At 65.6% G+C, this 20,284-nt stretch carries 14 protein-coding genes and 1 tRNA gene; 4 read left to right on the top strand and 11 right to left on the bottom strand.

Annotated features, from left to right (window positions below; translation table 11 throughout):
• Positions 1-320 precede the first annotated feature (320 nt).
• Together CAP13_RS00515 and CAP13_RS00510 are read left to right on the top strand one after the other, a co-directional pair.
• A complete protein-coding gene (locus CAP13_RS00515) occupies positions 321-2,807 on the top strand; it encodes a metallophosphoesterase (RefSeq protein ID WP_179184863.1) in 2,487 nt (828 codons plus the stop codon).
• 99 nt (positions 2,808-2,906) lie between these two features.
• Entirely contained in the window at positions 2,907-4,091 is a 1,185-nt protein-coding gene (locus tag CAP13_RS00510; protein ID WP_085829730.1) for a YibE/F family protein, read from the top strand.
• Positions 4,092-4,856: 765 nt separating this feature from the next.
• On the opposite strand, the gene CAP13_RS00505 is transcribed toward CAP13_RS00510, so the two are convergent.
• Both CAP13_RS00505 and CAP13_RS00500 read right to left on the bottom strand, forming a co-directional pair.
• A complete protein-coding gene (locus CAP13_RS00505) occupies positions 4,857-5,723 on the bottom strand; it encodes a class I SAM-dependent methyltransferase (RefSeq protein ID WP_085829729.1) in 867 nt (288 codons plus the stop codon).
• Between the two features lie 95 nt (positions 5,724-5,818).
• Entirely contained in the window at positions 5,819-7,183 is a 1,365-nt protein-coding gene (locus tag CAP13_RS00500; RefSeq protein ID WP_085829728.1) for a PFL family protein, read from the bottom strand.
• 384 nt (positions 7,184-7,567) lie between these two features.
• Between CAP13_RS00500 and CAP13_RS00495 the strand changes: the two genes are divergently transcribed.
• The gene (locus CAP13_RS00495; RefSeq protein WP_085829727.1) at positions 7,568-10,114 is read left to right on the top strand and encodes a homocysteine S-methyltransferase family protein; all 2,547 of its coding nucleotides are present in this window, start codon (positions 7,568-7,570) and stop codon (positions 10,112-10,114) included.
• Between the two features lie 719 nt (positions 10,115-10,833).
• On the opposite strand, the gene CAP13_RS00490 is transcribed toward CAP13_RS00495, so the two are convergent.
• Both CAP13_RS00490 and CAP13_RS00485 read right to left on the bottom strand, forming a co-directional pair.
• Positions 10,834-11,586, bottom strand: a complete 753-nt coding sequence (locus CAP13_RS00490) for a hypothetical protein (RefSeq protein WP_245798842.1) — start codon at positions 11,584-11,586, stop codon at positions 10,834-10,836.
• A gap of 10 nt (positions 11,587-11,596) precedes the next feature.
• Positions 11,597-12,472, bottom strand: a complete 876-nt coding sequence (locus tag CAP13_RS00485; protein ID WP_085829725.1) for a methylenetetrahydrofolate reductase — start codon at positions 12,470-12,472, stop codon at positions 11,597-11,599.
• Between the two features lie 393 nt (positions 12,473-12,865).
• Here CAP13_RS00485 and CAP13_RS00480 point away from each other — a divergent pair, with 393 nt between their 5' ends.
• Positions 12,866-14,956, top strand: a complete 2,091-nt coding sequence (locus CAP13_RS00480) for a glutamine synthetase III family protein (protein ID WP_085829724.1) — start codon at positions 12,866-12,868, stop codon at positions 14,954-14,956.
• A 59-nt stretch (positions 14,957-15,015) separates the two neighbouring features.
• Here the strand turns inward: CAP13_RS00480 and CAP13_RS00475 are convergent, their stop codons facing one another.
• The 7 genes from CAP13_RS00475 to CAP13_RS00445 form a co-directional block, all read right to left on the bottom strand.
• Positions 15,016-15,858: a copper homeostasis protein CutC gene (locus CAP13_RS00475; RefSeq protein ID WP_342743184.1), complete on the bottom strand. Its 843-nt coding sequence runs from the start codon at positions 15,856-15,858 to the stop codon at positions 15,016-15,018.
• Between the two features lie 108 nt (positions 15,859-15,966).
• Positions 15,967-16,043, bottom strand: a tRNA-Glu gene (locus CAP13_RS00470).
• 109 nt (positions 16,044-16,152) lie between these two features.
• The gene (locus CAP13_RS00465; protein ID WP_143764853.1) at positions 16,153-16,944 is read right to left on the bottom strand and encodes an indolepyruvate ferredoxin oxidoreductase subunit alpha; all 792 of its coding nucleotides are present in this window, start codon (positions 16,942-16,944) and stop codon (positions 16,153-16,155) included.
• Between the two features lie 128 nt (positions 16,945-17,072).
• Positions 17,073-17,564: an FKBP-type peptidyl-prolyl cis-trans isomerase gene (locus tag CAP13_RS00460; protein ID WP_245798841.1), complete on the bottom strand. Its 492-nt coding sequence runs from the start codon at positions 17,562-17,564 to the stop codon at positions 17,073-17,075.
• 53 nt (positions 17,565-17,617) lie between these two features.
• Complete coding sequence (locus tag CAP13_RS00455) at positions 17,618-18,667, bottom strand: hypothetical protein (RefSeq protein WP_085829721.1); 1,050 nt, start codon at positions 18,665-18,667, stop codon at positions 17,618-17,620.
• The gene (locus tag CAP13_RS00450; protein ID WP_085829720.1) at positions 18,667-19,746 is read right to left on the bottom strand and encodes a hypothetical protein; all 1,080 of its coding nucleotides are present in this window, start codon (positions 19,744-19,746) and stop codon (positions 18,667-18,669) included. The genes CAP13_RS00455 and CAP13_RS00450 overlap by 1 nt, the downstream gene beginning before the upstream one ends.
• Before the next feature lie 117 nt (positions 19,747-19,863).
• The gene (locus CAP13_RS00445) at positions 19,864-20,262 is read right to left on the bottom strand and encodes a NusG domain II-containing protein (RefSeq protein ID WP_085829719.1); all 399 of its coding nucleotides are present in this window, start codon (positions 20,260-20,262) and stop codon (positions 19,864-19,866) included.
• Positions 20,263-20,284 lie beyond the last annotated feature (22 nt).

Below are 20,284 nucleotides of genomic sequence, written 5' to 3'. Positions count from 1 at the left end.
CGAAGGGTATGGAGATGTCCGCGGACGCTGGGAAGCCCCGCGGGGGAGGATGCACCAACAAGAGGTCCGTCCGTGCCCACATGGGTTGTTCCTCCAGTCGGTATGCGAGGACGGTAAGTACCAGGGTCCGTCCGTGTCCCTTTGGGTTATCCAGCCGCTTACGCTGCGGGCTTACTGAGAGCAGACATGAGTTGCGCAACAACCTAGTACGCAACTTATTTTGACCTGATACCCCTTTCATATCATCAGACGGGCATGTCCGCTTGCCTTGGGGGGCGGTCTCGCGAATACGACGGCTTATGCGATGGAGGAGAGAAGAGATGAAACAGGTTTTTGAGCGGTTCGCCGCGACACGAAAGGCCGGATGGCGCGCCTGCCTTGCGGTATTCGCGGTTGTGGCGCTGGTTGTCGCCGGTTTCGCCTGGAGTGCGGCCACGCCTGTGAAGGCCACTGCCGCCGGCACGTCCACGGACATCGTGGTCTCAGGCAAAACCGTGTGGGATTACAGGGATGACAACCAGAAGCCCGCAGGCGGTTGGAAGACCTCGGCTGCTGTCGTCGGTTGGAAACTCGGTTCCGGCAGCTTTGGGGCCAAAAGAGGTGCCATCGCAGGCTTGGGTGGCGGATATACACCCGCGGTCCTGCTCAATCAGTATATTGCGGGTACCAAGGACGATATCCCCGTGTACTACTTCCACTATGCGTTCGACGTGGACGACCCCGCTGCGGTCACCGGGATCGAAGGCAGCTTTGTCTATGATGATGCGGCGACGATCTATGTGAACGGCGTCCGCATCGCCGGCGGTCATGATGAGAGCTTCGATGCGCAGGGCTATGGCGGGTCAAACGCCGGTGACCCGATCGTGGCCACTATTGCATTCAAAGACATCAAGTCGCTGAATCTCAAGTCGACCGGTAACGTGGTCGCGGTCGAGCTGCACAACGGCCGCGCCTCGAGTTCGGACATCTACTTCGACCTCCAGAAGCTCACGCTCACCACCGGTTCCGCGGAGGAGGAGCCTGCTGCAGAGGCGGATATCAAGAACGTCGAGTTCGCGGTCGGCGCCACGGAGAGCCAGCGCAACTTCAACTGGATCGGCACCACGGCGGCGGACGCCTACGTCGAGCTCGCCGTCAAACCGGCCGGCTACCAGACGGGCGACGCCTTCCCCGAGGCCTCCGCGACCAAGGTGACCGCCACGGCGGCCGCGGCGCAGCGGGCGGGCTACCGTTCCTTCAAGGTGACCGTTGACGGCATCGCCGCAAACACCACCTATCTTTACCGTGTGGGCAACGACGAGAAGTGGGCCGATCCCGTTGAGTTCACCACCGAGGCCCAGGGCGTGAACCAGTCCTTCAACTTCCTGTTCGCCGGCGACCCCCAGATCGGGGCGAGTGGCAACGCGGCGAATGACGAGCAGGGTTGGACGGGGACCCTCAACCTTGCCAGCACGCTCAACGCCGATTTCCTCGTCTCCGCAGGCGACCAGGTGAACAACTACTCGGGTAGGGATAGCGAGTACGACTCCTATCTCGCACCCATGCTTTTGAAGTCCACGCCGCAGGCCGTGACCGTGGGCAACCACGATAACAGCTCCCGTTACACCGACTATAACAACATGCCGAACGTCGGCGCCCTCGGTGCAACCGGGGCGGGTGCCCAGTCCGGCGACTACTGGTTCACCTACAACGGCGTCCTCTTCATGGACCTGAACTCGAACAGTACGGAAACGGCCAAGCACAAGCAGTTTATGGAGCAGGCAATCGCGGCGAACCCGGAAGCCACCTGGAAGTTCGTGACCTTCCACCACTCCATATACTCGCTTGCCGACCATGCTGTAGAACCCAAGATCAACCAGCGCCGCGCCGAGCTCTCCCCGATCTTCTCCGAGCTCGGGATCGATGTCGTGCTCATGGGACACGACCACTACTTCACGCGCACCTACATGATGGAGGGCGCGAACCCGGTTGTGCCTGCGGGGCATGATGTGAGCAAAAAGGAGCCCGCGCCCACCGAGGTTGTGAACCCGGCGGCGAACCAGGTGCTCTATCTGACGGCCAACTCCGCCTCCGGCTCCAAGTACTACGCCCTGAACAGCGAGTTCGCCACGGGGCTTCCCAGCTACTCCGCCGCCCAGGATCAGAGCCGCCGGCGCACCATCACGAACGTCTCCGTGTCCGCCGACGCCGTGACGCTCGACACCTACTATTCCGAAGGCTCGGAGCTGAAGCGTCTCGACACCTTCACGATCAAACGCGTCGCCGCGCCGACGATCACCCTGCCGGGGACCGATGGTGCCGCGACCGTCGAGACGGGTGCCGCCTTCGACCCGCTTGCCGGCGTCAGTGCTGTCGACGCCCTGGGCAATGATCTGACCAGCGCACTGACCTATACGGTTCGCGATGCCAGCGGATCCACGGTCGAGGCGGTGAACACGGCTGCGGCCGGCACCTTCACGATCGAGTACGCGGTCGCCGACGCCTACGGCTCCACGGCATCCGCCACGCTCACGGTGAACGTGGTCGAGCCTGAGACCCCGGTTGAGCCTGAGACTCCGACGACGCCGGAAACTCCGACCACGCCTTCGACCCCGGAGACGCCGACCACCCCGGGCACGCCGTCTACCGAGACGCCGTCTGACTCCGCCACGCCCGATGTATCTAAGAAGCCCGCGGTGAAGAAGGGCGGTAAGAAGACCCTGCCGAAGACCGGCGACGTCATCCTGCCCGCGGTCCTCATCGGGACCGCTGCCCTGGCTGCCTCTCTGGTTGCTGTGGGCGTCATGCGCATGCGCAAGCAGGGTTAAGCAGCGCGCTACAACACGCCCTCGTTCGCTTGACGTGAGGCCGCCGACCGCTAGCATGGGTCGGCGGCCTACGCCGTACATAAATCCGAAAGGAATCCCGTGATCAAACGCCTCTCCATCGACCGTCTCCGTGATCTCGCAACGGTTGCCGCCATGCTCGCCGTGGTTGTCGCCGTGTTCTTCTTCGCTCAGAGCCGCGACACCTCGTTTCAACTGCTCACGGCCAACGGCGTGAGCTACCCTTCGGCCACGGTGACGCGGGTGGTCTCTGAGGACCTGACCCCGGAGGAGGGGACGGGGCGCTATCTCGGATACCAGACACTTGAGGTACGGATCGAGAGCGGGGAGTTCGCCGGCGAGACGGTCGAGGCCGCGAACAGCATCTCAGCTGATCATAACGTCCTCGGTCGCGTGGGCGAGCGCGTGATCATCAAGGCGGAGCGGCAGGAGGGCGTCACCCCGTACTACTCGGTCTTCAACTACGATCGCATCCTGCCGAGCGCGGGCATCCTCATCGCCTTCGCCGTCTGCATGGTCGTCGTGGGCGGCTTGAAGGGCGCACGCAGCATGATCGGGCTCGCCTTCGCCCTCTACATGGTGGTCTGCTTCCTCTTGCCCGCCATCTTCAGCGGCCTGCCGGCCATCCCGATGGGGCTCATCACGATGGTGGTCATCACGGTGTTCTCCATGCTGCTGCTGAACGGTTGGAGTGAGAAGACCTATGCGGCTATCGCCTCGACGGTGCTGGGGCTTCTTGCCGCTATGGCGGTCTACCTCGCGTTCTCCGCGCTGCTGCGCGTGAGCGGCTTCAATCAGGGGAGCGCGGAGGAGCTGATCATCATCTCCCGGGTCACAGGCCTCGACGTGCAGCAGACCCTCTTCGTGGGCGTGCTCGTGGCCTCGCTCGGCGCCGTCATGGACATGTGCATGTCCATTGCCGCGTCCCTCTTCGAGCTGCGCGAGCAGGATCCGGGGATCTCGCGCCGGCAGATCATGGTATCGGCCTTCAACGTGGGCCGCGACATGATCGGCACGATGAGCCAGACGCTGATCCTCGCCTTCACGGGCTCGAGTCTGACCTCGCTGCTCGTGCTCGTGGCCTATGGTGTGGAGTTCACGCAGCTTATCTCCTCCGATTACATGGCGATCGAGCTCCTGCACAGTTTCGTGGGCGGGATCGCCGTGGTGCTTTGCGTGCCGATCGTGGCCGTCATCTGCGCGCTAGTCGCCGTCCCTCAAGAGAGCGCGAAACCGGACGGCGACGGCCGTGCCAGCGCGGCATAGGTGATGGCAATGCGCAAGGCGGTCTGAACGGGTCGCATGGCGCTTGAGACGGCGGCCGTTCTTGCCACTGCACTCGACCACGAGGCTGGAGTGGACCGCGTGTGGTGGAACGGCGGACTGAACGGGCCGCGTGCGTTGAGGCGACCTGGGCTGCGCTGTGCATGGTGGGATGGCGGTCTCGGCAGTGGCCACCGCGATATGGAGGCGTCGCCGCCGCGATCCCGTGTTCGGTCTTCCGATGGAGACTCTCTCGGCCCGCGGCCTTTCGAAGTAGGCTTTTGGTTTCGCCTCCGTCCATCAGTTGCAAATCTATTCGCGCAGGATTTGCAATATTTTGATCTATGCATAGGCGGATGAGGGCAGTTCAACTAGTGAAATGAAAACCCCAGTTCAGAGATGGTACAAAACGCGAACTTTGCATAGGTCGGTTCATAGCTCGCCTCTTGTTAGCGTAAACCTATATGCATAACGTCCAAAAATGCAACAGGAGCATACTATCCGTCGCATCCACAGGTGCCGATCTATGCACAGCGCCTAAAAACGCAGTAGGGAAACGAGCTCTGCCACGCTCATCGCCGATAACCTGCATGCAGCGGCCAAAAATGCAACAGGAGAGCACCCCTCGTTGTATCCGCAGGTTCCGATCTATGCACAACGCCCAAAATTGCATTTGAGATACCTGGCACAGCCCTTTCGTCGGCCGGCAAGCTGTGCATTGCCCTCAAAAACACAACGCGGGTATGCGCATTGGGCAAGAAGATGGCGTCAGCCCAGATTCCGCGGCTGCCACGAGAGGAAGGCCCAGCGGACGATGCGCTCGTGATCGAGCATGTAGCGACCCTGTGGGACCCCTTTGGACCCGGGCTCACCGGCATGGGGGTTCTCAACCATGTGCGCTGCGAGGTAGCTGCGGAGCTCGTCCAGCCTCCCCTCGTTGCCGCCTTCGAGCATGCGACTGAAATCCTCCACTCCGGCCTCGAGGGAATCGAAAGTGTCGCGCCTGGGTGAGTCGATGTAGCGCACCTCAGGTGCGGCACCGAGGCCGACGAGGATGTTGAAGGCGTACACGTAATCGCAGCCGTTCGTGTACACGGCCCCGATCGCGTCCATCACCGCCGTATCGATGCGCGGGCTCGCGCCGGTCACCAGCGTGATGCAGCAGCGTCGGCGTGCCGTGTGGTCGAGCTTCAGGAGGGCGTCGGCCAGGTTCTCGGTGGCGATCGACCGGCTCGCGATGGCGGCGTCCACGGATTTTGGCATCACGCCGGCGGCCTCCCAGTCATCCGCCCAAGCAAGCTCACGTGCCTGCAGCAGCCCCTGGAGGCCGTAATGAGCGATTCCCTCGCGCACCGCGTTCAGCATGGCGGGGGAGAAGTCGGCCGCGATGACGGGATGGCCGGCGCGGGCGAGCGGGATGGCGAGGGACCCGCCGCCGCACCCCATATCGAGGACGGATGCGCCGGGCTCGAGCTCCATGAGGCGGATGAACTCCCGGGCGTAGGGCGCGGTCTCACGGGGGCGAAAGTGCTTCGCGCGCTCGTCCCACCAGGAGGGCAGGTCAGCCCGGCGACGTGATCGCTGCAGGCGCATCCACTCGTCGTTCCAGTCGGTCTCGAGAAGCACCGATTCCATCGCACATCTCCTATCGGCCGTTTGTCGCGCGCGTACATCCAGCTTGAAACCCTCAACCCGGTCTTCGCCGGCTCCACTGCGCGCCGCTCTGTCGCTTAGTTCTTGAGCGAGTTCAGCGGCGCCGGGAAGCGGCCGCCCCGGTGCGCGAAGACGGTGCCCGCGTAGCTGTTCACGGGCATGACCGGTGCCTTCCCGAAGAGGCCGCCGTACTCAACGGCGTCGCCCACGCCCTTGCCGATCGCGGGGATGATGCGCACGGCCGTGGTCTTGTTGTTGATGACGCCGATGGCCATCTCGTCGGCGATGATACCAGCGATGGTCTCCACGTTCGTGTCGCCGGGGATGGCGATCATATCGAGGCCCACCGAGCAGACGCAGGTCATGGCTTCGAGCTTCTCGAGGCTCAGGGCGCCCGCCTTGGCGGCCGCGATCATGCCGGCATCCTCCGACACGGGGATGAAGGCGCCCGAGAGCCCGCCCACGCTCGAGCTCGCCATGACGCCGCCCTTCTTCACGCAGTCGTTGAGGAGGGCCAGGGCCGCGGTGGTGCCGGGGCCGCCGCACTGGCCGACGCCGATGATCTCGAGGATCCGGGCCACGGAGTCGCCTACGGCGGGCGTGGGCGCGAGGGAGAGGTCCACGATGCCCTTCTCGACGCCGAGGCGGCGCGCGGCCTCGCGGCTCATGAGCTCGCCGGCGCGGGTGATCTTGAAGGCCGTCTGCTTGATGCGCTCGGCGACGTCCATCATGTCGGCGGTCTCGGGCAGCTGCTCGAGCGCCGCGGCCATCACGCCGGGGCCGGAGACGCCCACGTTGATGACGGCATCCGCCTCGCCTGAGCCGTGGACCGCGCCGGCCATGAAGGGCGAATCCTCGACCATGTTGGCGAAGACGACGAATTTGGACGCGCCGACGCTCTCCTGACCGGCGGTGAGCTCGGCGGCGCGGCGGATTGTCTCGGCGGCGAGGAGGACGGCGTCCATGTTGATGCCCGCGCGCAGGCTCGCGACGTTCAGGCTCGAGCAGACACGGCTCGTGGCCGCCAGCGCCTCGGGGATGCAGGCGATGAGGCGGCGGTCGGCGTCTCCCGTGCCCTTGTGCACGAGGGCGGAGTAGCCGCCGAGGTAGTCGATGCCGAGGGTCTCGGCCGCGCGGTCGAGCGCATGGGCGAGGGGCACGAGGTCGGCGTCGGGGCAGGCGGCGGCGATCTGCGCCACCGGGGTGACGGAGACGCGCTTGTTGACGATGGGGATCCCGTACTCGCGCTCGAGGCTCTCCGCTGTCTCGACCAGGTGCTCCGCGGTGCGCGTGACGTAGTCGTACACCTTCGTGCACATGCGCGGGAGGCTCTCGTCGGCGCAGCCCATGAGCGAGATGCCCATGGTGATGGTGCGGATGTCCAGGTGCTGTTCGGAGACCATGCCTCGGGTCTCGGCGATTTCCTGCGGCGTGATCGACATGCGTGCCCTCTCGTGTCGGGTTCTGGTACGTCGATTCTACCGCGCCTGTGCAGGGGCGGGGAGGGTACGGCGCCGGGGCGGCGAGGTCGTAACATGGCGGGCTGATCTGCTGGTGCGCGTTGCCTGCCGATCGCGGAGCTCACATGGATGCACCCGCCCCGCCGGTTCAGTGAGGGGCCCTTCGGGACCGCCTGGATCCAGAGGGCATCGTCCCGAGCCCGAGCGTGCGCTTCCATCGCCGCTGGATTTCGCACAGGTCGCGCGCTGCCCCGCGTACGCCGTATCCCTCTTTTCGCCTGTATTACGCCCCGCCCCGATTACCCCTGTGAAGTTTTCCGCATCTATACTGGAGGTTCATCGCTACCGCCACCGTGAGGAGCACCGATGCCGCAGATCGAGCCCGACTACATCGCCCGCGTGACCGAGGGCGGGGCCGCCGCGTCCGCGTACGCCCCGCGCAGCCTCGACGCTCTGCGCATCGTCGACGATGACCTCCGTGCGGTTCTCGAGGGTCGCCGGCACCTGCTCTTCGACGGCGCCATGGGGACGATGCTCCAGGCCGCGGGCCTCGAGGCCGGGGCCTTGCCTGAGCTGCTCTGCCTCACGGACCCCGCAGCGGTCACGGCCGTTCACCGCGCGTATGTGGAGGCGGGGTCCGAGGTCGTCACCACCAACACCTTCGGAGCCAACCGGCTTAAGCTCGCGACCGAAGGGGCGGGCGAGCGCTTGGACGAGGTTTTCCGTGCGGCCGTGGCTTGCGCTCGTGCGGCCGGGGCACGGTATGTGGCGGCCGACATCGGCCCGCTTGGCTCTCTGCTCCGCCCGCTCGGCACGATGTCCTTCGATGAGGCATATAGCCTTTTCGCGGAGGAGGTTCGCGCTGCGGCGGCGGCCGGGGCCGACCTGTTCGTGATCGAGACCATGACCGATCTGCTCGAGGCCAAGGCGGCGGTTCTCGCGGCCAAGGAGAACAGCGATCTGCCGATCTTCGCCACGATGACCTTCGAGGCCGATGGCCGCACCTTCCTCGGCACGAGTCCCGAGATCGCAGCGGTCACCTTGAGCGCCCTCGGCGCGGACGTCGTCGGCATCAACTGCTCGCTCGGCCCTGCGGAGCTCGCCTCGCTGGCGAAGAGGATGCTCGCCGTCACCGAGCGGCCCATCATGGTGCAGGCGAACGCGGGCCTGCCGCATGTGGAGTGCGGCCATACGGTCTACGACATCCACGCGCCTGAGTACGCGGAGGCGGTCACGGCCATGATCGAGGCGGGCGTCTCGGTGATCGGGGGGTGCTGTGGCACCGATCCCGAGTATATTCGCCTGCTCAAGGGCCTCATTGACGACCGGACGCCGTCGGTGCGCGCCATCGCCCCTGCACTCACGGTCACCTCGGCCCAGGCCATCGTGAGCCTACCCGCAGATCGCCACAAGATCGCCGTCATCGGGGAGCGCATCAACCCCACGGGAAAACGGCTCCTCAAGGAGTCGCTGCGCCAGGGAAACCTCGACTATCTGGTGAGCCAGGGCATCAGCCAGCAGGAGCAGGGCGCGGACATCCTCGACGTGAACGTGGGCCTACCTGAGCTCGATGAGGCGGCTGTGCTCCCGCAGGCCGTCGAGCGGCTCACCGCCGCGACCACCCTGCCTCTGCAGATCGATTCAACGGACGCACGCGCCGTTGAGGCGGCCGTGCGACGCTGCCCCGGTGTGCCGATCATCAACTCGGTGAGCGGCAAGCGCCATGTCATGGACGAGATCTTTCCCATCGCGGCCCACTACGGCGCGAACCTCATCGCCCTCGCCCTGGACGATGACGGGATCCCCGAGACGGCGGAGGGCCGCTTCGCCGTGGCCGAGCGGATCGTCTCCGAGGCCGAGCGGTGGGGGATAGACCGTTCACGCATCCTCGTGGATTGCCTGGTCATGACGGCCTCCACCAACCAGGAGCAGGCCGAGGAGATCCTCCGCGCCGTGACGATGTGCAAGGGGCGCCTGGGTGTGAAGTGCGCACTCGGCGTCTCGAACGTGAGTTTCGGCCTGCCGGCGCGCGAGCTCATGAACGCCACCTTCCTCTCGGCCGCCCTGGGCGCGGGGCTCGACGCGCCGATCATGAACCCCGGGAGCGCTCGCTACATGGACACCGTCCGCGCCTATCGGGTGATCTGCGGTGAGGACGCGGGGTCGGAGGCTTATATCGAGCGATTTGGGTCGTGGGATGATCCGTATAAGGTGCCGGTGGCGACGGGCGCCCCGTCGACGGGCGTCTCGTCCGCGGCAGATCCCGGCGCGCCGGGCAACGCATCGGATGACGAGGGGGATCCCATGCGCTGGCTGATCATCTCCGGCCGCAAGGGCGAGGTGGCGGCGCTCACCGAGGAGCTGCTGCAATCCTGCGATCCCATGGATCTCATCAACGAGCGCCTCATCCCCGCCTTAGATGAGGTGGGCCGCCGATTCGACAGCGGGGCGTTCTTCCTCCCGCAGCTCATGGCCTCCGCCGAGGCGGCGCGCGCGGGGTTCGATGCGATCAAACGTCTGATGCCGGCAGGAGATCTGACGGATAAGGGCACGATCGCGCTTGCCACGGTGAAAGGCGACATCCACGATATTGGCAAGAACATCGTGAAGATGCTGCTCGAGAACTATGGCTATACGGTCATCGACCTGGGGCGTGATGTCGATCCGCAGACGGTGCTCGATGTGGTTCGCGACCGCGATGTCAGGCTCGTGGGGCTCTCGGCGCTCATGACCACGACGGTGGCAAGCATGGAGGAGACGATTCAGCTGCTTCATGCGGAGGCGCCGGGTGTGCAGGTTATCGTTGGCGGGGCTGTGCTCACACCCGAGTACGCCCGGGCTATCGGAGCGGATTTCTACGCCAAGGACGCGGCGGAGAGTGCGCGCATCGCCGAGGAGGTCTTTGGCGGGTGAACCCGGCGGGCGGATCGCGTTGTGGGCCTGGGCGCAGCGCTCTCCAGGCTGCGCATAGAGATCGCGCGCCGAGCTTTTGTGCCGGCGCCCACGCCCTCGCGCTTGGTGCTCCGTGTCGTTCGCACCAATAGGCCCAAAAACCTCCTTTCGACTGCACCTTCATGCAGATCGCCCGTGGGAGTGCCCCGAGATGACGTTCTCCTGTCCTTCCGTGCATACAGTCTGGCGCTGGCGGCGGCGTCAGGTGCGGGGAGCGATCAGAGGGCTGTAACCGTGCTGACGAGGCTCAGGCTCTTGATCACCGATGCGGTTTCGGGCGCGGTTTGGGCGCCGCATCCGGGCCAACGGTGGTATGACCCGACGCCAACGTCCAGCACGTATCACTTATCGCCGAGAATATAAATAAATCGATATAAATATCTAAATATATGTTTCTTCTGACGAGCAGATTTTAATAACACTCCATTTTGCCAGAGGATGCTAGTAGAAAATGTCAGATCTGCGTCGCCCCGACCGCCGAGGGAACCTCAGAAGGGTGCCAAAGATGTCGAAACGCCCTGGGCCACATGGATGTTCCCATAAATTGCACATGGGAATATGTTCAAAACCCGAGATGCAGGATCGCGTGTCTGGCAAAATGACGCAGATCTGACATTTTCTACTAGGCCCGGTCGGGCAGGGGGCTGGGTTCGCGCTTTCATGCGGTGATGGCCTCCGTCTCAGCCCCCGTAGCAGGTGGTCCCCCGTGCACGGAAGGAGCAGCCCTCGCGCAGCCTGCAGATGCCGCAAGTGGGCCGCGTGTTCGCGTCGTGCACCGGGCCATCGAACAGCCCGATCATTGCCGTCACGCTCTTGCTCGGCAGCAGCAGATTGGTTGGTGTGACGGTGAGCCCGATCAACCTCCCCGCATTTAAAGCGCTCACAATCCGAGGCTGAGCCGTAAGCGGGCAGTCCCCGTATCCACAGGAGAAGCGCCAGTTCGCGGAGAGCCCGAGGGTTGCCGCGTCGGCCCTGGCCTCTTGGTCCATCGCCTCCACAGCCGCCTCGATATAGGCCGAGCAGGCTGCGTCGAGCACTGTCGTCTCAACCGACGAGGCCGTGCCCGCCCGCAGGCGCCGCTCGCTCTCCATCCCGAGCGTGCAAGCCATAAGCACGCAGAGCCGGGCGTCCTTCAAATGGCGGTAGATGTCAAGGCCCTGGAGCACCACGGAGGTGCCGACGAGCTTGATGGCGGGTGCGCCCTCATCATCGACCCCTATCGCGTCGACGGCGAAGACCCTGCGCACGCCCGCTGGCGTGAAGTTCCGTTCAACGTCATCGGCCACGGCGTCAATGCGCCGTTTGAGCTCGGACTCCATCTCCTGGCCGGAGAACCCGAGATAGCGGAGCATCTCAGCCCGATCGAGCCGGGGCAGCTCACCGCCATGTGGCCGGTAGAGTACCGGCGCGGCAAGTCCCTCGGGGACGATCATCGCCATGGTGCTACACCCGCACGGCGCTCATGCAGGCGCTCGCCACATCCGCGCGGTTCATGGTGTAGACATGCAGGCCGTCCACCCCGTGCTCCGCAAGGTCCTCAAGCTGGCGACAGGCGTAGTCGATGCCCGCCTGTCGCAGGGCCACTGGGTCGTCCTCAAAGCGCGCGAGAAGCTTGATCACCGGAGAGGGGAGCGAGGCGCCGCACATGAAGACCATGCGGCTGATCTGCTGCTTGCTCATGAACGGCATGACCCCGGCGCTGATCGGCACGGTGATGCCCGCGCGATCGGCTCGTTCCCGGAAGCGATAGAAGTACTCGTTGTCAAAGAAGAGCTGGGTCACGAGGAAACTCGCGCCCGCATCCTGCTTCTCGCGCAGGTGGCGCACGGAGCGGTCGAGGTCGTCGCAGTCAATATGGCCCTCGGGGTAGGCGGCCGCTCCCACGCAGAATCCGGCATCCACGAGCAGGGGGATCAGATCCTTCGCGTACCGGAAGTCGGCGGGATGGGGATTCGACCGGTCGTCGTCGGCTGGGATGTCGCCGCGCAGGGCGAGCACGTTCTCGATTCCATGTGCGCGCAGCTTCTCGATCTTGCGTGCGGCCTCATCGCGGAAGAGCGAGATGCAGGTGAGGTGCGCGACGGTGGGGATGCCGCTTTCTGCGGTGATGGCCTCGGCGATCTTGGTCGTGGCGCCCTTGTTGCCGCTGCCGCCCGCTGAGTAGGTGACGCTGATGAACGAGGGGTCGAAGGCCGCAAGCTCAGAGCCGACCTCGCGCCCCCGCTCGAGGGTGAGCTCGCCCTTGGGCGGGAAGATCTCGAATGAGACGGGGAGCTTCCGCGCTGCCCCAGCTCGCTCAAACACCTCGTCGATGCGCATGGCTCCTCCTTGCCCGGGGTCGACCCTCGGCGTTTCGGCGTGCTCCCCACCTCGTGGCATTGCCCCTCCTTGTCCGGGGGCCGTTCGCCTCTGCGCGCCGCGCCACCCTCCGTCGTGTGCGCCCGATTATATGGCAGCAGGGTGAGTTTCCAAGATCTATTGGGAGCAGCGGAAACATGCGCGCAATATCGGCGGCGAGTGATTTTATGCAGGGGATATGCGCGCTCAGCGCCCAAGCGTCAGCTGGGGTACTCTCTGTGAGGTGTTTTGCGCCCAGCCGCTTTGGTAACGGTCGGGAAACACAGGGCCCGTAACCTACCCTCATCCACAGGGATGAGGACACCCCTGCGGACACCGCCATCTGCGGTGGCATGCGGAGAAAGGGAGCTGTCGATGGCCGATCTGACCGATCGCTATGGAACCGAGGTCTTCTCGGACGCCGTGATGAGGAAATGGCTGCCGAAAGACGTGTACAAGAAGCTCGCCGCCACCATCGAGGAGGGCCAGCCCCTCGATCTCGATGTCGCCAACGCGGTCGCGTACGCCATGAAGGAGTGGGCGATCCAGCGCGGCGCCACGCACTACGCCCATTGGTTCCAACCGCTGTCGGGTATCACCTCCGAGAAGCACGACAGCTTCCTCGACCCGGTTGGGGACGGCACGGCCATCACTAAGTTCTCCGGCAAGGCCCTGGTCAAGGGCGAGCCGGATGCCTCGAGCTTCCCCAACGGCGGGCTCCGCGCAACCTTCGAGGCCCGTGGTTACACCATCTGGGATCCCACGAGCCCGGCTTTCGTGAAGGACGAGGTGCTCTGCATCCCCACGGCCTTCTGCAGCTACAACGGCGAGGCCCTCGACAAGAAGACCCCGCTGCTGCGCTCGATGACCACGCTCGATGTCCAAGCCAAGCGCATCCTCGCGCTCTTCGGCAAGAAGCCCAAGCGCGTGGTCCCCTCCGTCGGCGATGAGCAGGAGTACTTCCTGATCCGCAAGGACGCCTACCGCCGCCGCCGCGACCTCGTGATCTGCGGCCGCACCCTCTTCGGCGCGACCCCCTGCAAGGGGCAGGAGCTCGAGGAGCACTACTTCGGCGCCATCCGGCCCACGGTGTCCGCCTATATGAAGGACCTCGACAACGAGCTCTGGGCCCTCGGCATCCCCTCGAAGACGAAGCACAACGAGGTCGCGCCTTGCCAGCACGAGCTCGCGCCCGTATACAGCGAGGTTAACGAGGCGGTCGACAACAACCTGCTCATCATGGAGAAGATGAAGCTCATCGCCTCCCGGCACGACCTCGTCTGCCTGCTGCACGAGAAGCCCTTCGACGGGGTCAACGGCTCCGGCAAGCACAACAACTGGTCGCTCGGCACCGAGGATGAGAACCTGCTCGATCCCGGTGAGACCCCGCTTGAGAACCTGCAGTTCGTGGTCTTCCTGACCGCCGTCATCGAGGCGGTCGACAACTACCAGGATCTGCTGCGCATGTCGGCCGCGAGCTGCGGCAACGATCACCGCCTCGGTGCGAACGAGGCGCCGCCGGCTATCATCTCCATCTTTCTCGGCGACCAGCTCACCGAGGTCGTCCAGACGATCATGGACGGCAAGGCCTCGGTCCATGCCATACACGGCGTGCTCGACCTCGGCGCCGACACCCTACCCAAGCTCGAGCGCGACAACACCGATCGCAACCGCACGAGCCCCTTCGCCTTCACGGGCAACAAGTTCGAGTTCCGCGCCGTGGGCTCCGAGGCAAATGTCTCCGATGCCAACATGGTCCTCGACACCGCGGTGGCCAAGTCGCTGAAGTCCATGGCAGACGCGCTCGAGCAGGTGCCCGCTGAGTCCTTCCAGGAGGCGGCGCTCGAGTACTGCAAGCAGTCGCTCATCGCGCACCGGCGCGTGCTCTTCTCCGGCGACGGATACTCCGACAACTGGTACGAGGAGGCTGAGCGCCGCGGTCTCGTGAACAACCGCACGACGGCCGACGCCCTGCCCTGCCTGGTCGCGGAGAAGAACATCGAGCTCTTCGAGGAGATGGGCGTCCTCACGCGCTCCGAGGTGATCTGCCGCTACGACAGCAAACTTGACAAGTACAACAAGCTCATGAACATCGAGGCCACGACAATGGTGCGCGAGGCGCGCCGCACGTACCGCCCGGTGATCACGGCGTACGCCACGAAGGTGGCGAAGGGCTTGGAGACGATCCGCGCGGCGGGGGCCGAGGAGGCCATGCAGTGGGAGCAGAACACGCTCAACCAGCTCTGCCGCGGCATCACGGACATCAACGAGGCCATCGAGGCCCTGGACGAGGTGCACCAGAAGGCGGAGGCCACGGTGGACAACCAGGAGCAGGCGAACTGCTACGCCCATGAGGTGGCCCCTGCCATGGCGACCCTGCGGGCGACCGTGGACGCCATGGAGGAGATCGTGGCGGCCGACTACTGGCCGGTGCCCACTTACGACGACATCCTCTTCTACGTGTAACACACGTCGCGATGGGCTTGTGCGGGGCGGGTGCCGGTGGGCGCTCGCCCCGCTGCGTTTTACGCGGTCGCCCCCACGAGCACAGCGTCATCTGCGACGGGCTCAGGGGTCTGGTTTAACACCTGAGAAGACTCCTCGGGGCGCATCATCCCATCGCTCGAGGCCAGGACGACCTTGGTGCCGTGGACTTCGTCGACGCCGAGGGCGCGGGCGATCACGGGGGCGCTCAGGCAGGTGATCCCCCCGCCGGGCAGGATCCGGATGCGCCCGTCGGCGTATGCGATCAATTCCCGCAGATGGCCGAGATGGTCCTCGATAGGGGAGGCTAGGGGCCCGCCGTGCGTGAGGACGCGCTCGACGCCCAGGTCGGCGAGGATGTCGATCGCCTCCCGCTGGCGACCCTCGTCCAAGGCATCGAAGGCCATGTGGAAGGTGATGCGCGCATCCGCGAGCGCATGGCCCTGCTCGTCGAAGACCGGTTCACGGGCGATGCCGACAAGCTGCTCAGTCAGGCTCCGGTCGAGGATGGGGTTCCCATCGGGAGTGGTGGTGAGGCAGCCGAACACGACCCCATGGACGCCGAGGCGGCGCGCCATCAGGAGGTCGTCGCACATGATCTGGCCCTCGGCGGGCGTGTAGAGGAAATCCCCACCGCGCGGTCGGATCATGGCCATGATGGGAACGCTGCAGGTGCGTCCGAGGGCGACGGCGGCACGGATGACTCCGAAGCTTGGCGTCGTCCCGCCAACCGCGAGGTTGTCGCAGAGTTCGATGCGCCCGGCGCCGGTGGAGATCGCGGCGGGCAGGTGCTCCATGTTCTCAGCGCAGAACTCCCGTAACAGATGCATATGGCCCGCCTCCATCTCGATGGGCCCCGCGGTCTCCGCAGTATTTGAACCCATGATACTCGCGTTGGGGCAGGTCGGAGTTGTGCCACGGCGCACGAGGTGAGGTGGATCGAGAGGCATGAAAAAGCGCGAACCAGCCAAGGTCCGCGCTCGCGATATCGATGGTGCCCCCAACGGGATTCGAACCCGTGATCTTCGCCTTGAAAGGGCGACGTCCTAGGCCGCTAGACGATGGGGACAGCGTGCAGCAGTATAGCAGATGGGATGGGTGTCACCGCGAAAAGGTAGCCGGTGCGGGGAGGTCGGATGCTCCGGGCGGATCCACCGCGCGGATGTAACAAGATCCACTTACTCGACGATCCCCGCAGCCTCGAAGCGTCTCCGCTGACGGGCGGCCGGGGATTCACCGGTGCGAGGTGAGAAGATCACGCGCGTGCGGCAGTAATCGGCGCAGAGGTCGCAACCGGTGCAGGACACAGGGTCGATCTGGGCTGACGGTGGGGCGAAGCTGAGGGCTGGGCAGCCGGTGATCTGCACGCAGCGTTGGCAGCCCACGCATGAGAGACGGTCCACCTCGGCAGGCCCACCGAGCCCCGGCCTGCGGCGCAGGAGCTGCGCGCAGGGGGATGAGAAGGTCACGGCATGCGCCCCACCCGTATCGATCAGGGCGGCGATCGCCTCTCCCGAGGCGCTTGTGTCGAAGGGGTCGAGGACCGACGTCCGCTCGTACCCGAGGGATTCGAGCTCGTGCGCGAGCCCAGTGACTCCCGGCTCCGTCAGGAACCGCGCATCGGAGGCCATGACGCAGAGCAGGGCGCTTGAGCCCTCCATGGCGAGCTGCCCGGCCGAGGGCGCGCCGCCGTCCGTGCCGACAGCGGTTGCGTTGACGAAATGGGCGCAGCGCAGCGCTCCCGGCTCCTCCGCAAAGCCTGTGGGGATCGGCTGGTTGTACCGGGGGAGCAGGACATCCTGCCCGCCCGCACAGGCGCTCGCCGCAGGGTGGACGGCGCCGACAGCCGAGCAGCCGGCGTCTCCGCAGGTCACGCGCCCCCGGCCGCGCCCCACGGCGTCCTTCACCACCACGTAGGCGGCTCGATGCGGACAACCGGGGCAGATCACACCCCGCTGTGGCCGTCTCATATCCAAAGCTACGCCCCTTTCCCTAGGTCTCTCGCCGCCGATGGACGCAGGGCATCACAGCGCGGTGTGCGGCGCGGTGATGCCCGCGCCAAGCCACCGCGTCAAAGCCCGTCACGTCACGCCGTGCCTCAGGCCCCGGTGCCCGTCCCGTACTCACGGCTCACAAGCTCGAGATCGAAGGTCAAGGTGCATCCGGCCATGGGGTGGTTGAAATCGAAATATGTCTCACCGTCGTCCTCGACACGCAGCACGCGCGCGAGCTGCTGATACCCCTCGTGGTTCATGAGGTAGATCATCTGGCCGACCACGAGGTCGTCGTAGTTGGGGATCTCGATCGTCGGCATGTGGTAGACGAGTTCGGGGCGATGGGGGCCGTAGGCCTCCTCGGGCGCGAGCTGCACGTGGCGCCGCTCCCCGGGTTCCATGCCCCGTACGGCGGCCTCGAAGCCAGGGACCACCTCGTGGGCGTCCTCCCTGTAGGTGAGCGGTTTGCGCCCCTCCGTGGTGTCGAAGATCGACCCGTCGTCGAAGCGACCGGTGTAGTGGACCGCGACGATGGAATTCAAGGGAAACTGCGACATGGCGACCTCTCGATAGGGCTGGCCGATCAACTGTAGCACGCGCCGCCCGCGCCTGCCGCGCCGCGTTTCGGCGCCTTCGCCCCGGTCTGCGGTTAGAACCCGTTCTTGCGAGCGAACGACTCGGATATCTCCCCGATGCCGGGGACATCGGCCGCCCAGGTGCCGAAGTCGGGGCAGTCGGCGATGATGCCGTCCGCCTCCCAGACGGCTTGGTGCGACTGCTCCCAGGCGTGCTCCGTGGGCGGGCGCACGGGGAGGTACGGGGTCAGGTAGACGGGATTCAGCAGGAAGAAGGCACCGCCGTCGCACCGCTGCGCGAACTCCTTGAGGGCGCGGCGGGCGGCGCGCTCGCGACCCGTCTTGTACAGGAGGATCACACGGCTCAGCAGGTACCAGGGGGAGCCTGCAATGGGCCCCCAGCCATGCTCGTCCTCCTCCCCCTCTGATTCGACGAGGGCGAAGAATTCGTCTTCGAGCTCCAAACGGGCAAGGGCTAGGAGCAACGTCCCGCGGGCGTTGTTGGGGTACCCGCGCGCTTGCATGACGCGGCGCGCGTACTGCGCCGCCGCACGGTACCGCGCGCTTGCGAGGCAGAGCTCGGCGATCGCCTCAAGGGTGTGCAGCCAGCCGATGACCTCGGGTTCCGACGATGTGCGCTCGGCCGCGTCGACCCCGTCGTCTTGCAGGGCGGTCTCGTCCCAGAAATGCGGCGCGTCGGCCGAGAAGCCCAGGACCCCGCCGGTCAGGTACTCGGCCACACTGCGCTCAAGCGACAGCAGGTCGTTGATCAGGGCGTCGAGGGGGACATCGGCGAGCATGATGTCGGTCAGGCGGGCGTCCACGCAGAGGCGATCAGCCTCGCCGATGCCGCGGAGCTCGGCGCGGGCGCTATCGAACAAGGCGTTTCTGCGTTGCTCGAACTCTTCATCGGGGAGGTTGTCCATGCGGGCGAGCTCCCGAAGGAGTCGGTTGTGGACGCGGGCGTAGGCGACCAGCGAGCGGGCGTGCTCGCCGGTGGCGAAGCGCTCCGGATGCGCGGTGATCTCCTCGCGCACCAAGCGCTGAGCTGCCGGCGTGAGATCAGGATGGGTGCGGAGGTACTCGCACTCGAGGTAGCGCGGGATATAGGAGGCTGGCTCCATCAGTTGCCCCCTTCGCGCCCGCGGGTGCCCAGGCGCTCGAGGGCGCGGCCGCCAGATGAATCAAGGCCGCGCTGCACCAGCTCGTTCTCGGCCACCCACGTGGAGAACGAGGCTCCCTCGGGGGCACCCAGTCCCTCCTGGAGCAGCGGGGTGGCCTCGGAGAGCGCGAGGATCAGCTCATCCTCGCTGCCGGGTTCGACGCTCACGCGGGAGAATATGCCCTCGGGAAACTCCGCCTGGTGGTAGAGGGCCTCGGCCGCATGGCTCCCGCGTTTGAGCAGGGTGGCGAGGGCGCGGTTGGCGGTGTCGAGGTCGAAGGACCGCCAACCGGTGCTCATCTGAGCGATGAGGGACCAAGGATCGAGGTCGCGCTCCGCCAGGTGATGGCGGCGGCGCGGCCGCTCGACGCGGTAGGCGAGGGCATGGCGCCGACGGAACCGCTTGAGCTCCTCCGCGCTGCTCTCGAGTTTCGCCAAGGTGAGCATGGCGGTGTGGCGCACGCCGGCGGGATCGTCAGGTGCGACGGTGAGACTCTCCTCGGCTATGCGCAGCGCCTGGCGATACCTGCCAGCGATGAGCGAGCGAGAGGCCGTTGTCGCGAGCCAGCGCAGGTGGGGTCGATGTGCGAGATCGCGGACGAACTCGCGATCATAGGGGTTGTCCGCCCCCTCGATGCGTGTCTTGAGGTCCCGTTCGACCTCGGGGCGGTGCTCGATGAGGAAGGCGAGGAAGTCGTCGTTCGACTCTGATTCGAGCTCAGCGAGCATACGCCGGGCATCCCAGTTGGAGCTGTCGAGGTTCACGGCCTCAGCGAGGTAGCCTTGGGCGAGGTCCTCCTGATGGGTGATCTCCTCCTCGGTGGCGGCGAATGGAGCCCGGTAGTCGATGACCTCGGCGGCACGGGCGGTGAGGTGGAAGGAACGGTCCCGATCCGTGCGTATGAGCCGGGCCGTGTCCTCTTGGAAGACCGTCATCGCGCGCTCGATGTAGAAGGGGTTCTCAAGAGGCAGCACGCGCTCACGGCGCATGTTCTCGAGTACGAGGCGCAGGCAGTCCTCCTGGATGGGGTCGAAGGCCACGACGCCTCCCTTCCGTCGCGACGGCGGAGTCGACATCCCCGCCGGTTAAGTTCGTTTACTATACCCCGTCATGCGGACGCGCACCGCGCCGCAGGGCCGCGACTTTCCGATGAATGCTCAGCTCAGGCGCGCGATGTCATCGGCGCGTTCGGCGACCTGCACGACCACGCCGTGCGGCAGGCAAACGATCTGCTCGCCGGCCTTACTGATGGGCGCATGCTGCACGCAGAGCTGGTTCTCGCAGTCCGCCTCGACGACCTCAACGTGGCCGTCATGAATGCGCACCACGTTCTCGCCATGATCGGCGTCCGCACCCTCGCCGGTGCCGGGGGTCTCGACCGTGAACTCAATATCATCCGTGATCTGGTTCACCTGGTAGAACCCGCTTTTCGATTGGGTGACCACAACGAGCGGAGAGGGGCTCGCGGCCGTGTTGCCGCCTAGGGCGAACCACAGGGCAGCGCCTGCGAGGACCACGCTGACCACCACGATGAGCACCCGGTCTCCGATCTTCATCTCGCCTCCGCTCCCTGGGGCC

Source organism: Collinsella vaginalis (assembly GCF_900176655.1).
Classification (GTDB): Bacteria; Actinomycetota; Coriobacteriia; order Coriobacteriales; family Coriobacteriaceae; genus Collinsella; species Collinsella vaginalis.
This window is presented reverse-complemented; position numbering and strand designations above follow the sequence as displayed.